Below are 12295 nucleotides of genomic sequence, written 5' to 3'. Positions count from 1 at the left end.
TCCGTCGCCACCCCCGCGCACGGTCCATGCGGCTGAGCGTCGACCCCGCGACCGGCACCGTGCGCCTCACTATCCCGAAACGCGCTTCGGAGCGGGCGGCGCTTGCCTGGGCGGCGACGCAGAAGCGATGGATCGCGGCGCAGCGTGCCCGCCTGCCGCGGCCCGTGCCCTTCGCCGACGGCGCCCTTCTGCCGCTCGACGACCGGGACGTGCGGCTGACCTGGCGTGCCGATGCGCCGCGCGGCCCGGAACTGGTTGGCGACCGGTTGCTGGTCGGTGGCCCCGAACATGCGCTTGCACGTCGGACCGAGCGGTGGCTGCGCGAGCGCGCCCTCGCCGTGCTCCGTGCGGAGACGATCGAGTTCGCCGCCCGCGCCGGGGTGACCGTCACCGGTGTCGCGATCGGCGACCCTCGCGGGCGTTGGGGCAGTTGCTCGTCGGACGGTGCCATCCGGTATAGTTGGCGGTTGATCCTGGCGCCGGCACATGTCCGGCGCGCGACCGTGGCGCACGAGATCGCCCACCGGGTGCACATGAATCATTCCCCGGCTTTTCACGCGCTCGTCGCGGCGATCGCGGATGAGGATCCGCAAGCCGCGCGGGCGTGGCTGCGGCGCCACGGCGCCCGGCTTCACTGGTTCGGGCGGGAACCCTGATCGTCGCGCCGCGGCGCACCGCGCTCGCCGGTTCCATCCCGATCACTTGCCGGTGGTGACGCGGGCTCTGTCCGCCCGAGGACGCGGTCGATCCAGTCCTGGTCCAGCCGTTCGGGCGGCTGCTGCGGTACGCCCTCCCCATCGCCGGGAAGACCCGCTCCGGGAGGATAGCCCTGTCCGTCCGGTACGCCGCCGTCGTCGACGGGCATGCCGTTTTCGTCCACGAACAATCCGTTATCGGGTTCGCCGAAATAGGACTGGGCGTCGGGTTCCAACTGCCAGTCGGGCAGCGTGACAGCGGTGTCGAACTTGGTCGCCGGGCGGCCGGCCACGGCCTTGCGCATGAAGTCGGCGAAAGCGCGGGCGGGCGCGGTACCGCCGTACAGACCGGCCACCGGGTCCGCACTGTCCTTGCCCATCCACACGCCCGTCGTCAGGCCGCTGGAAAAGCCGATGAACCAGCCGTCCTTGTTGGACGTGGTGGTGCCGGTCTTGCCCGCGACCGGACGGCCGATCTGCGCGCGGTGGCCGGTGCCGGTATTCACTGCGGTCTGCAGCAGGTCGGTCATCTCCGCTGCGACATAGGGCGCCACCAGCACGCGCGACGTATCGACCTCGTGCTGATAGATCACCTTGCCGTTCGCGGTGACGCGGGTGATGCCATAAGGCACCACGGCGACGCCCCGCTGCGAAACGGAGGCGAAGGCGCGAACCATGTCGATCAGGTGCACCTCCGAGGTACCGAGGACCATCGCCGGATGGGTGTCGATATCGGTGGTGATGCCGAAGCGTCTCGCCATGTCGGCGACGGTATCGAAGCCGACCTCGTTACCCAGCTTGGCCGCGATCGTGTTGATCGAATAGGCGAAGGCGTTGCGGATCGTCACCGGCCCGGCGAAGCGATGATTGTCGTTGTCGGGCTTCCACCCGTTGATGTTCACCGGTTCGTCGACGACGATATCGTCCGGCCGGTAGCCCGCTTCCAGCGCGGCGAGGTAGACGAACAGCTTCCACGACGATCCGGGCTGGCGCACCGCCTGCGTCGCGCGGTTGTAGATGGACGAGACATAGTCCTTGCCGCCGACCAGGGCACGCACCGCGCCGTCACGGTCGAGCGACACCAGCGCTCCCTGCGCTGCTTTTGGAGCATTGGCGCGGATCGCGGCGTCGGCGGCGCGCTGCATCGACAGGTCGAGCGTGGTCCAGACGTCGAGCGGGGCCTGATTCTCGTCGATCAGCACTTCGAGCTGCGGCAGCGCCCAGTCGGTGAAATAGCGAACCGAGTTGCGGTTGGGCTCGGGCACGAAATCGATGGCGCCGAGGTCCAGCCCGGCCACTTCGCCCGCGCTCACCGTTCCGGTTTCGCGCATCAGGGAAAGCACCACGCCGGCGCGGTCGCGGGCGGCTTCGGCATCGGCGGTGGGCGAATAATGCGACGGCGCCTTCACCAGCCCGGCGATGATTGCCGCCTCGCCAAGATTCAGATGCGTGGCGGGATGACCGAAGAAGCGGCGCGACGCCGCATCGATGCCGTACGCGCCGCCGCCGAAATAGACCTTGTTCAGATAGAGTTCGAGGATCTGATCCTTCGAGAACTTCCATTCCATCGCCAGCGCCAGGATCGCCTCACGCACCTTGCGGCCGACATCGTACCGGTTGGACAGAAAGATGGTGCGCGCGACCTGTTGCGTGATCGTCGACGCGCCCTGGATGCGGTGCCCGGTTCCCCAATTCTCATATGCCATCTTGCCGGCACGGACGAGCCCGATCGGATCCACGCCGATATGCGAGCGGAAGCGCCGGTCCTCGACCGAAACGATGGCGTTGCGCATGACCGGTGGAATATCGTCATAGGCGATCCACTCGCCATAGCTCGGCCCCAGCGATACGATCACGGTGCCGTCGGCCGAGTGAACCCGGATCATCTGGCCGTTGGGAGACGATTTCAGTGCGCCATAGGACGGCAGGGACCGCTCGGTGGTATAGACGGCAATGAAAAGGGCGACGAGCGTCATCAGCGCGCCGGCCACACCGATGCCGATCGTCCAGCGCAGGATGCTGCGCCACCTGGGTCGTCTGGATCTAGGGGATTTTGCCATCGAACGGGCCGTGGGGTACGCGCAAATTACGCCCGGAACAAGGCGATACCCGCGCGAAGATCAGGCGTCGGCCTTGCGCGCTTCGAACTCCAGCGCGACCGAGTTGATGCAATAGCGGAGCCCCGTCGGCGGCGGGCCGTCGGGAAAGACGTGGCCGAGATGCCCGTCGCAACGCGCGCAACGGCTCTCGGTACGCTGCATGCCATGGCTCGCGTCACCGTGGTTGGTCACGCGGTCTTCGGCCAGCGGCCGCGTGAAGCTGGGCCAGCCCGAACCCGAATCGTACTTGTCCGCGCTGTCGAACAGGTCGTTGCCGCATGCCGCGCAACGGTAAACGCCATCGTTCTTGTTGTTGTTATAGCGGCCTGAAAACGGGGCCTCGGTGCCGGCTTCGCGCAGCACGTGATACTGATCCGGCGTCAACTTCTTGCGCCATTCCGATTCGGAAAGATTTACCTGGTCCATGATGGCGCAAGATGTGTGGTCATCCTCGGCCTTCGTCAATCGGGCAATTGGTCAGACGGTGTCTGCAACGGCCGTGAACACCGCGCGAATCCGGCAGCGTGTCGTATCGCATCTTGCCCGGACCGCCGTCGATCAATCCTTCCACGCCCAGTAGAGCTGCGCCGGCGGCACGTTCCACCATTCCATGTCGTGATCGATGCGATCGAATTCCGGGGTCAGGAAATCCTTCACCTTGGGCGAGAACTGATAGACGAGAAAAGCACCCCCCGGCCGGATCACCTTGGCTGTTTCGGCCGAGATGCGGGCGCCCATGCCGGGCGGCAGCGTCGAGAAGGGCAGGCCCGACAGGACGAAATCGGCGTTGTCGTGCCCATGGTCCGCAACGATGTCGACCACGTCGGCGGCCGATCCCTGCACCGCGGAGAACCGCGGATCGCGGAAATGATGGCGTAGATAGTCGACGAAATCCTCGTTGGTGTCGATCGCGATGAACTGTGCATCGGGGGCCATGCGTTCCAGGATCGCGTCGCAGAAGGTGCCGACGCCGGGCCCGTATTCCACGAACACCTTGGTCGTATCCCAGTCCACCCGATCCAGCATCTTGCGGATGAGCCTGTCGGATGACGGAACGATCGATCCCACCATCACCGGGTGTTTCAGAAAACCCCGGAAGAACATGGCCCAGGGCGATAGCGGCCGGCTGCGCCGGGCGCCCCGAGCGGCGCTGGTGGAGGTTGCTGACATGACGATCCCGTGAAAGTTGGTCGGACGTTGCCCGGTCCGTTGCAAAATGCCAACGAACAATCAAGCGCTCCGGTTGCGCGCCCGGCTATACACGCTGGCTTGCCATGGATGCAAAGCCGGCGCATTTCGGCGCGATGGTAGGCGAGCGGGACGGGCAGATCGCGGTGATCTTCGCATCGCGGCGCACGGGCGAGGACGATGCGGGCTATGTCCGGGCGGCTGCCCGGATGGCGGACCTTGCGGCGCGCCAGCCCGGCTATGCCGGTCTTGAGAGCGTGCGCGACTCCGATGGCGACGGGATCACCATCAGTTATTGGAATGACGCGGCGAGCGCCGCCGCCTGGCGCGATCATCCCGAGCATGTCCGGATTCGCGAACTCGGCCGGGCGCGTTGGTACGACTCCTATACGGTCACGGTGGCGACGGTGACGCGCGGCTATCGCTGGAATCGTACTTGAATCCGTCGCGGCTCCAAATTTTGTCCTTTTGATGCAGTCCCGCGAAGGCGGGAATCCGGAGCCGCAAGCGTCGTCCCTTGCCGCTTTCGGCTTTTGCTTTCGCAGGAGCACGTTTTCATCGAAGACGGACCGGGCCAGCATCTCCGGCACGGTTACGGCCGTCGCGCTGGAGATGCTGTTCGCCGATCCGCCGGTCAGCCTTCGCGCGGCCGATGCTCCAGCATCCCAGGCGTGATGAAGCCGATCGGCTGGATCGCCGCCGCCTCTTGCTTCAGTTTCGCCGCCATCTGCCGGTATTCCTGTTCCATTTCGGGCGTGACGGATGCGCGGCCCTCTTCCAGCGCCTTTTCGAAATGGGCCATGGTGACATGCGTGTTCTCGCGCGATTCGCGCAGCGCGACCAGGCCGGCGCGGCGCACCACGTCCTCCAGATCGGCGCCGGTGAAGCGTTCGGCACGCGCTGCGATGGCACCCAGGTCGACATCGCTCGCGAGCGGCATCTTCGCTGCCTGGATGGTGAGAATACGCTCGCGCCCGGTGGCATCGGGCACGCCGACATAGACCAGCTCGTCGAACCGTCCGGGACGCAGCAGCGCCGGATCGACCAGGTTCGGCCGGTTGGTTGCACCGATCACCACGACCGACTGCAATTCCTCCAGCCCGTCCATTTCGGCCAGGATGGTGTTGACCACGCGCTCGGTCACCTGCGGTTCGCCCAGGCCGCCGCCGCGCGCAGGCACCAGCGAATCGAGTTCGTCGATGAAGATCACGCACGGTGCCACCTGACGCGCGCGGGCGAACAGCTTGGCGATCTGCTGCTCGCTCTCGCCATACCATTTCGACAGGAGGTCGGAGGACTTGGTGGCGATGAAGTTCGCCTGCGCCTCGCGCGCGACCGCCTTGGCGAGCAGCGTCTTGCCGGTTCCGGGCGGGCCGAACAGCAGAAAGCCCTTGGCCGGACGAATGCCGAGCCGGCGGAACGCCTCCGGTTCCTTCAGCGGCAGTTCCACGCCTTCCTTCAGCCGCATCTGCGCTTCATCCAGGCCGCCGACGTCGCCCCAGCGAACCTGCGGCGCCTGCACCATCACCTCGCGCATCGCGGACGGCTGGATGCGCTTCAACGCCTCGAGAAAATCGTTGCGGTCGACCGACAGCGAATCGAGCACCTCGGGCGGGATCGTGCCTTCCGACAGGTTGAGCTTCGGCATGATGCGGCGCACCGCCTCGATCGCCGCTTCGCGCGTGAGTGCCGCGATGTCGGCGCCGACGAAGCCATAGGTGGTGCGCGCCAGTTCACCGATGTCGACATTGTCCGCCAGCGGCATGCCGCGGGTGTGGATGCCCAGGATCTCGCGCCGGCCGCGTTCGTCGGGTACGCCGACGACAATCTCGCGGTCGAACCGGCCGGGCCGGCGAAGGGCCTCGTCGATCGCCTCCGGCCGGTTGGTGGCGGCGATCACGACGAGGTTGGCGCGCGCCTCCAGCCCGTCCATCAGGGTCAGGAGCTGCGCGACGAGGCGCTTCTCCGCCTCGCCCTGCACCTTGTCGCGCTTGGGCGCGATCGAGTCGATTTCGTCGATGAAGACGATCGACGGCGCGGACTTGGTTGCCTCCTCGAACACCTCGCGCAGCCGTTTTTCCGACTCGCCATAGGCGGACCCCATGATTTCCGGCCCGTTGATCAGGAAGAACTGCGCGTCCGATTCGTTGGCGACGGCGCGTGCCAGCCGCGTCTTGCCGGTGCCCGGCGGGCCGTGCAGCAGCACGCCCTTGGGCGGATCGACGCCCAGCCGCTGGAACAGTTCGGGATAGCGCAGCGGCAGTTCAACCATCTCGCGCAACTGGTCGATCGTGCCGGCCATGCCGCCGATATCGTCATAGGTGACGTCGGCGCGGCGGCTTTCGCGCGCTTCCTCGTAATCGGCGCGCAGCTCGACTTCGGTATCGGCGTCGATATGGACCACGCCCTTGGGGCTCGCCGAGACGACGTTCAGGCGGATTTCCTGAAGGGCGTAGGCTGGCGCGCGCAGATGGCGGGCAACCTCGGGCGGGATGTTGCCGACCGGCTTCTGCCCCACCGTCGCCACCACGTCGCCCTGGCACAGCGGCCGCCCGGCGAAGGTCCGCTTGATCGCGTCGGTGGAGCCCTGGAGCCGCAGATTCTTCTGTGCGGGCGCAAAGACGACGCGCGTCGCCGGCTTCGCCTCGGCCTTGCGCACTTCGACGAATTCGCCTGATCCGACACCGGCATTGGCGCGCTGCAGGCCGTCGATGCGCAGGATCTCCAGTCCCTCATCCTCGGGATAGGGGTAAACGGCGAAGGCGGGCGTGGCGCGCTTGCCGACGATTTCGATCACGTCGCCTTCGCTCAGCGCCATTGCGGCCATCATTGATCGGGGCAGATGCGCCAGTCCGCGCCCGGAATCCTCCGGACGGGCATTTGCCACCTGCAATTTTCTGGGTTCGGATTCGTCGTCCGCCATCATGCCGTCACCTCGGGGAAGTTGGTGTATCGGGTTGAACCGCGACAGATAGGATCGGTCGTGGACGATGACGAGGGTTGGAGCGGGCAAAAAAAAGGCCGGTCCCGCAGGACCGGCCGTGAAAGGTTTAGGAGAGGATGCCTGAAAGGCACGCTCTATGTGCGCTGCAGCATGAATTTGTGCAAGTGCGAAAAAGCTTTTTATGATTGCGGAAAATGCAATTGGTAACGTTACCATCGGCGCAAGGGTGCAATCCCGCTCTTGCCAAACACCTATTGCATTGCACAAATGTCTGCCATGCGCAGGCTTCCGCCCCTCACCGCGATCGAAGCGTTCGTTCAGGTCGCCCGCCTGGGGTCGATCAAGGCCGCGGCCGATGAACTGGCCCTGTCCTCGCCCGCGCTCAGCCGGCGGGTACAGGCGCTGGAACGCTTCATCGGCCGGCCCTTGTTCGAGCGCAAGCACCAGGCGCTCGAACTGAACCCCGATGGGGAACGGCTCCTGTCGCGGATCGCGCCCGCGATCGACACCATGTCTGACGCGGTCGAGGAAATGACGAGCGGGGTGGATATCCTGCGGTTGCGCCTGGGCGTGCTGCCCCTGTTCGCGACCCAGCGCCTGCTGCCGCGCCTGCCCGAACTGCGCGCGCACCATCCCGAACTGCACCTCGATGTCGATACCGGCGGCCACGGACTGGCGCGGCTGGGCGACGGCCTGGATGCGGCGATCGTGCTGGCGCACGAGGTTGACCCCGCAATCTATTCGCGCCGGCTCGATCGCAACCGGGTCTATGTCATCGGCGCGCGAACGATGCTGGAAGGCGACGATCCGATCACGCGACCGGAGCAGCTATCGGACCTTACCGCCTTCATCCACCGCGACATGCCGGACACCTTCGTCGCCTGGCGGCGTGCGGCGGGCCTGCCCAACCTCGAACCGGCGGCGATCGACCATTTCGATTCGGGATCGCTGATGCTGGAAGCGGCGGCGCAGGGCCTGGGCGTCGCCTTCATGCTCGAATCGCATTTCGAGGCGGCGCATGACGATCGCATCGTGCGGCTGTTCGATTTCGACGTGGAAAGCACCTATAGCTACTGGTTCGTATGCCGACCGCGTGCGCTGGCGCAGCGCCCGGTCAAACTGTTTCACGACTGGCTGGTCGACAGCTTCGCGGCGCCGGCCGTCTGACCGGCGCTCCGCGCCGCCTATTTCGTGCGCATCTTCACGATCTTGCCGGGCGTGCGTGGCGGTTCGCCCTTGGGCAGGGCATCGACATGCTCCATGCCGTCGGTCACCTCGCCCCAGACGGTATATTGGCCGTCGAGGAAGGTGGCGTCGTCGAGACAGATGAAGAACTGGCTGTTGGCGCTGTTCGGATCCATCGTGCGCGCCATCGAGCAGACGCCGCGGACGTGCGGCTCCTTGCTGAATTCGGCCGCCAGGTCGGGCTGTTTGGAGCCGCCGGTGCCGGTGCCGGTGGGATCGCCGCCCTGGGCCATGAAGCCGTCGATCACCCGGTGAAAGACGACGCCGTCGTAGAAGCCTTCGTCGGCGAGACCGGCGATCCGCTCGACATGTTGGGGCGCCAGGTCGGGGCGCAGCCGGATGGTGACGTCGCCCGGTTCCAGGGTCATGACGAGCGTTTCGGGAGTATCGGCCATAAGGAAAGCTTCTCCGCCGGAAGGTAAGGGAAAGCCGCCCCTACTGTTGCCGTCCACCCTTTGCAACTCGCCCATCGGAGACATCCGCGCATCAGACGATGATTGGCAGGATCACCGCCGGTCGCTAGAGCGAGCCGGAATCGACCACGCGCCTGGCAGGAGGGATTGATGAGCGACACCCAGCTTCCCGATGCCGAAATGCCGGAGGACAGCGAGTTCGACGAGGACGACCGGCTGAAGCCCGAATATGTCCGTGCGGTACTCGACGCCGTCGAGCAGGGCGATGCCGAAGGCGCGCGGGAAAGGGTGGAGCCGCTCCACCCCGCCGACATCGCCGATCTCATCGAACTGACGCCCGCGGAACAGCGCCCCGCGCTGATCGACGCGATCGGCGAACTGGTCGATGGCGACGTGCTGTCGGAGATGAACGACTGGGTCCGCGAGGCGCTGATCGAATCGCTCGACCCGCACCAGCTTGCCGGCATGGCGGCCGAGTTGGAGACGGACGACGCCGTCGCGATCATCGAGGACATGGAGGCCGCCGGCCAGCAGGCGGTGCTGCGCGCGCTCGACCCCGACGACCGTGCCGCGATCGAGGAAGCGCTGCGCTATCCGGAGGAATCGGCCGGCCGCCTGATGCAGCGCGACCTGATCGCGGTGCCCGAACATTGGACCGTCGGCGACGTCATCGACTATCTGCGCGCCGGCGAGGATCTGACGACGGATTTCTGGGAGGTGTTCGTGGTAGATCCCGCGCACCGCCCCATCGGCACCTGTCATCTGTCCTGGATCCTGCGTACGCCGCGCATGGTGCCCGTCGGCGACGTCATGAAGCGGGAGCAGACGCTGATTCCGGTCGACATGGATCAGGAAGAAGTGGCGTTGCGCTTTCAGAAATATGCGCTGATCTCTGCCGCGGTGATCGACGACGACGGCCGACTGGTCGGCATGATCACGGCCGACGACGTCGTCCATATCATTTCCCAGGAGGCGGGCGAAGACGCGCTATTGCTGTCCGGCGCGGGCGAGGGCGATATCAATCGGCCCTATCTGCTGACGGTAAGGACCCGACTTTCCTGGCTGGTCGTCAATCTCGGCACGGCGATTCTGGCCGCCTCGGTGGTGGGTCTTTTCCAGGACGAAATCGCCGCCTTCGCGTTGCTCGCGGTATTGATGCCCATCGTGTCGGGCATGGGAGGCAATGCCGGGACGCAGACGCTTGCCGTCGTCGTGCGCGCGCTCGCGACCAACCAGCTCGCCAGCTCCAACACCTGGTGGATGATCGTCCGCGAACTGCGCATCGCCGCGGCCAATGGTGCCGCACTTGGCATGCTGATCGGTGCGGGCTCCTATCTGCTGTATCATAATCCGCTGCTGTCCGCGGTGTTCGCTGCCGCCATGGTCATCAATAGTCTCGTGGCCGGAATGGGAGGCGTTCTCGTGCCGATCACGCTCGAGCGCCTGCGGATCGACCCCGCGGTCAGTTCCGCGGTGTTCGTCACGACCCTGACGGATGTGATGGGATTCTTTTCCTTCCTCGGTCTGGCAACCGTAACCGGGCTTGCCACCGCCGGGTGAAGCGTCTTGATACCGGGTCGTCGACCGCCCAAATTCTTTAGGTGCCGCTTCATCTCACCAAGGTCGCCTATGGCCATGACAGCCTGCCCGATCTCGACGATCGGATCCGGCTGTGCGCGCGCCAGGGCGGGCTTGTGCTGACCACCCGTTACCTGCCGAAGCGGCACGAGCAGGTGGTCGACGGCGGTTCGCTCTACTGGATCATCAAGCATCAGCTCGTGGCGAGATCGGCGATTCTGGGCTTTGGTGACGCCGAGGGCGGGCGCGTCGCGATCCACCTGGAGCCGCGCCTGATCCTCGTACGCCCGCAACCCAAGCGCGCGCACCAGGGCTGGCGCTATCTGGAGGACAAGGATGCCCCATCGGACCTCGGCGACGAAGAGGATGACGCCATAGCGGCCATGCCGCCCGAATTGGTCGGCAAGCTCGGCGAACTGGCGCTGATCTAGAAAAAGCTAGCGCAAGCGCTGGACGAGCGATCTGGAACACGGCGATATTCGGCTTGTCCCAGCGAACGACATGGTGGTGGTTGGATGCCGCCGATAAAAGTCCTGATGACAGGATTCAGCCGGATCGAAAGCGCTATCCTCGATCCTCGTCACGGTCTTGCGGCGTCCTTGCCGTGATACCGGAAAAGTGAGGGTCAGTGCAGCTTTTGGGTTGCAGCCGGGGGTGCGGTTTCCTGCGCATGGGCCGCTTCCACGACCTGGACGGCGCCCAGGCCGATCGCGCCGAGCACGAAACCACTGATGAAATGCCGGAGGAAACCGGCCTTGACCAACTTACGCATGTCGCATCTCTTGTTATTGTCGGGAGCTTGTCAGGCCCCATGCCGCGATCCGACGCTGCTGGCGATGTTGCGGCGCAACGCCACATAGCCGCGCCATCACCAGCGTCAAGTCGCTAATGTACCAGACCGTACATTAATTTACGATGAGTACGCTATTCAGCCCAGTGCGGCGCACGCCTCCGCAACGCGGTCGCAGGCCTTCTCCAGAAGCTCTGTCGCGGTGGCGTAGCTGACGCGCATGGCCGGCGAGAGGCCGAATGCCTCGCCCTGGACGGCGGCGACACGCGCCTGATCGAGCAGATAGCCAACCATCGCCCGATCGTCGTCGATCGTCGTGCCGTCCGGCGCGCGCTTGCCGATGAGGCCGGAAAACTCGGGATAGACGTAGAAGGCGCCCTTCGGCGTCGGACAGGTCATGCCCTCGATCGCGTTCAGTCGCGCGACAACCAGATCGCGGCGCTTCTGGAAGGCGGCGGTGCGGTCCTTCAGGAACGACTGATCGCCCGTCAGGGCGGCGACGGCCGCGGCCTGCGCCACCGAACTCGGGTTGGAGGTCGACTGCGACTGCAATTTGGCCATCGCCCGGATCAGCCACTGGGGACCGCCGGCGAAGCCGATGCGCCAGCCGGTCATGGCATAGGCCTTGGAACAGCCGTTGACCGTCAGCGTCCGCTCGTAGAGCGAGGGGCAGACTTGGGCGATCGTCGTGAATTCGAATCCGTCATAGACGATATGTTCGTACATGTCGTCGGCGAACACCCAGACATGGGGATGGCGTTCCAGCACCGATCCCAACGCTTTCAGCTCGTCGGCGGTGTAGGCGGCGCCGGTCGGGTTGGAGGGCGAGTTGAGGATCAGCCACTTGGTGCGTTCGGTGATCGCCGCCTCGAGCTGTTCCGGCTTCAGCTTGTAATCCTGCTCCGGCCCGGCCGCGACGAAGACGGGCTTGCCGCCGCAGAATTGCACCACGTCGGGATAGCTGACCCAATAGGGCGCAGGCACGATCACCTCGTCGCCGGCGTCCAGCGTCGCCACCATGGCGTTGAACAGCGTGTGCTTACCGCCCACATTCACGCAGACCTGCGTCGTCTCATAGGACAGGTCGTTGTCGCGCCGGAATTTGCCGACGATCGCTTCCTTCAATTCGGGCGTGCCGTCGACATTGGTATATTTGGTCTTGCCCGCGCGGATCGCCTCGATCGCCGCTTCCTTGACGAAATCGGGGGTGTCGAAGTCCGGCTCGCCCGCGCCCAGGCCGATGACGTCGATCCCCTGGCGCCGCAACTCGGCGGCCCGCGCGGTCATCGCTAGCGTGGCCGAAGGCTGGATGCGGTCGAGTGCGGCGGAGGTCTTCATGGGGC

12 protein-coding genes are annotated in these 12295 nt (G+C 65.6%); 5 read left to right on the top strand and 7 right to left on the bottom strand.

Going from position 1 to position 12295, the window contains the following annotated elements:
* The first annotated feature begins 26 nt into the window (after positions 1-26).
* A complete protein-coding gene (locus tag RPR59_RS01640; RefSeq protein ID WP_313915998.1) occupies positions 27-656 on the top strand; it encodes a M48 family metallopeptidase in 630 nt (209 codons plus the stop codon).
* Here RPR59_RS01640 and RPR59_RS01635 read toward each other — a convergent pair.
* The 3 genes from RPR59_RS01635 to RPR59_RS01625 all read right to left on the bottom strand — a co-directional run bounded on the left by RPR59_RS01635 (position 632) and on the right by RPR59_RS01625 (position 3964).
* Positions 632-2755, bottom strand: a complete 2124-nt coding sequence (locus RPR59_RS01635; protein ID WP_313915995.1) for a transglycosylase domain-containing protein — start codon at positions 2753-2755, stop codon at positions 632-634. The genes RPR59_RS01640 and RPR59_RS01635 overlap by 25 nt on opposite strands.
* Before the next feature lie 60 nt (positions 2756-2815).
* Entirely contained in the window at positions 2816-3220 is a 405-nt protein-coding gene (msrB, locus tag RPR59_RS01630; protein ID WP_313915993.1) for a peptide-methionine (R)-S-oxide reductase MsrB, read from the bottom strand.
* 132 nt (positions 3221-3352) lie between these two features.
* The gene (locus RPR59_RS01625; protein WP_313915991.1) at positions 3353-3964 is read right to left on the bottom strand and encodes a class I SAM-dependent methyltransferase; all 612 of its coding nucleotides are present in this window, start codon (positions 3962-3964) and stop codon (positions 3353-3355) included.
* Between the two features lie 104 nt (positions 3965-4068).
* Between RPR59_RS01625 and RPR59_RS01620 the strand changes: the two genes are divergently transcribed.
* The gene (locus RPR59_RS01620; RefSeq protein WP_313915989.1) at positions 4069-4422 is read left to right on the top strand and encodes an antibiotic biosynthesis monooxygenase family protein; all 354 of its coding nucleotides are present in this window, start codon (positions 4069-4071) and stop codon (positions 4420-4422) included.
* 194 nt (positions 4423-4616) lie between these two features.
* Here RPR59_RS01620 and RPR59_RS01615 read toward each other — a convergent pair whose 3' ends face one another.
* On the bottom strand, positions 4617-6905 hold the full coding sequence (locus RPR59_RS01615; protein WP_313915987.1) for a CDC48 family AAA ATPase: 2289 nt from the start codon (positions 6903-6905) through the stop codon (positions 4617-4619).
* A gap of 297 nt (positions 6906-7202) precedes the next feature.
* Here RPR59_RS01615 and RPR59_RS01610 point away from each other — a divergent pair, with 297 nt between their 5' ends.
* Positions 7203-8093, top strand: a complete 891-nt coding sequence (locus RPR59_RS01610; RefSeq protein ID WP_313915984.1) for a LysR substrate-binding domain-containing protein — start codon at positions 7203-7205, stop codon at positions 8091-8093.
* Between the two features lie 17 nt (positions 8094-8110).
* On the opposite strand, the gene RPR59_RS01605 is transcribed toward RPR59_RS01610, so the two are convergent.
* Positions 8111-8566 carry a peptidylprolyl isomerase gene (locus RPR59_RS01605; RefSeq protein WP_313915982.1) on the bottom strand — a complete coding sequence of 152 codons (456 nt, stop codon included), beginning with the start codon at positions 8564-8566 and terminating at the stop codon, positions 8111-8113.
* 168 nt (positions 8567-8734) lie between these two features.
* Between RPR59_RS01605 and mgtE the strand changes: the two genes are divergently transcribed.
* Together mgtE and RPR59_RS01595 are read left to right on the top strand one after the other, a co-directional pair.
* Positions 8735-10144 carry a magnesium transporter gene (gene mgtE / locus RPR59_RS01600; protein ID WP_313915980.1) on the top strand — a complete coding sequence of 470 codons (1410 nt, stop codon included), beginning with the start codon at positions 8735-8737 and terminating at the stop codon, positions 10142-10144.
* 41 nt (positions 10145-10185) lie between these two features.
* On the top strand, positions 10186-10593 hold the full coding sequence (locus tag RPR59_RS01595; RefSeq protein ID WP_313915978.1) for a DUF1489 domain-containing protein: 408 nt from the start codon (positions 10186-10188) through the stop codon (positions 10591-10593).
* 194 nt (positions 10594-10787) lie between these two features.
* On the opposite strand, the gene RPR59_RS01590 is transcribed toward RPR59_RS01595, so the two are convergent.
* Both RPR59_RS01590 and RPR59_RS01585 read right to left on the bottom strand, forming a co-directional pair.
* Positions 10788-10934: a hypothetical protein gene (locus tag RPR59_RS01590; protein WP_313915976.1), complete on the bottom strand. Its 147-nt coding sequence runs from the start codon at positions 10932-10934 to the stop codon at positions 10788-10790.
* Positions 10935-11090: 156 nt separating this feature from the next.
* A complete protein-coding gene (locus RPR59_RS01585; RefSeq protein WP_313915974.1) occupies positions 11091-12290 on the bottom strand; it encodes a pyridoxal phosphate-dependent aminotransferase in 1200 nt (399 codons plus the stop codon).
* Positions 12291-12295 lie beyond the last annotated feature (5 nt).

It is taken from the genome of Stakelama saccharophila, assembly GCF_032229225.1.
In the GTDB taxonomy this organism is placed as follows: domain Bacteria; phylum Pseudomonadota; class Alphaproteobacteria; order Sphingomonadales; family Sphingomonadaceae; genus Sphingomonas; species Sphingomonas saccharophila.
Note: the sequence above shows the minus strand (reverse complement) of the source record. Positions and strands in the feature narration are given on the sequence as shown.

Excerpts from the sequence above, each read along its gene's own strand:
- RPR59_RS01640 (WP_313915998.1), top strand. The coding sequence starts at position 27 with ATGCGGCTGAGCGTCGACCCCGCGACCGGCACCGTGCGCCTCACTATC.
- RPR59_RS01635 (WP_313915995.1), bottom strand. The coding sequence starts at position 2,755 with ATGGCAAAATCCCCTAGATCCAGACGACCCAGGTGGCGCAGCATCCTG.
- msrB (WP_313915993.1), bottom strand. The coding sequence starts at position 3,220 with ATGGACCAGGTAAATCTTTCCGAATCGGAATGGCGCAAGAAGTTGACG.
- RPR59_RS01625 (WP_313915991.1), bottom strand. The coding sequence starts at position 3,964 with ATGTCAGCAACCTCCACCAGCGCCGCTCGGGGCGCCCGGCGCAGCCGG.
- RPR59_RS01620 (WP_313915989.1), top strand. The coding sequence starts at position 4,069 with ATGGATGCAAAGCCGGCGCATTTCGGCGCGATGGTAGGCGAGCGGGAC.
- RPR59_RS01615 (WP_313915987.1), bottom strand. The coding sequence starts at position 6,905 with ATGGCGGACGACGAATCCGAACCCAGAAAATTGCAGGTGGCAAATGCC.
- RPR59_RS01610 (WP_313915984.1), top strand. The coding sequence starts at position 7,203 with ATGCGCAGGCTTCCGCCCCTCACCGCGATCGAAGCGTTCGTTCAGGTC.
- RPR59_RS01605 (WP_313915982.1), bottom strand. The coding sequence starts at position 8,566 with ATGGCCGATACTCCCGAAACGCTCGTCATGACCCTGGAACCGGGCGAC.
- mgtE (WP_313915980.1), top strand. The coding sequence starts at position 8,735 with ATGAGCGACACCCAGCTTCCCGATGCCGAAATGCCGGAGGACAGCGAG.
- RPR59_RS01590 (WP_313915976.1), bottom strand. The coding sequence starts at position 10,934 with ATGCGTAAGTTGGTCAAGGCCGGTTTCCTCCGGCATTTCATCAGTGGT.
- RPR59_RS01585 (WP_313915974.1), bottom strand. The coding sequence starts at position 12,290 with ATGAAGACCTCCGCCGCACTCGACCGCATCCAGCCTTCGGCCACGCTA.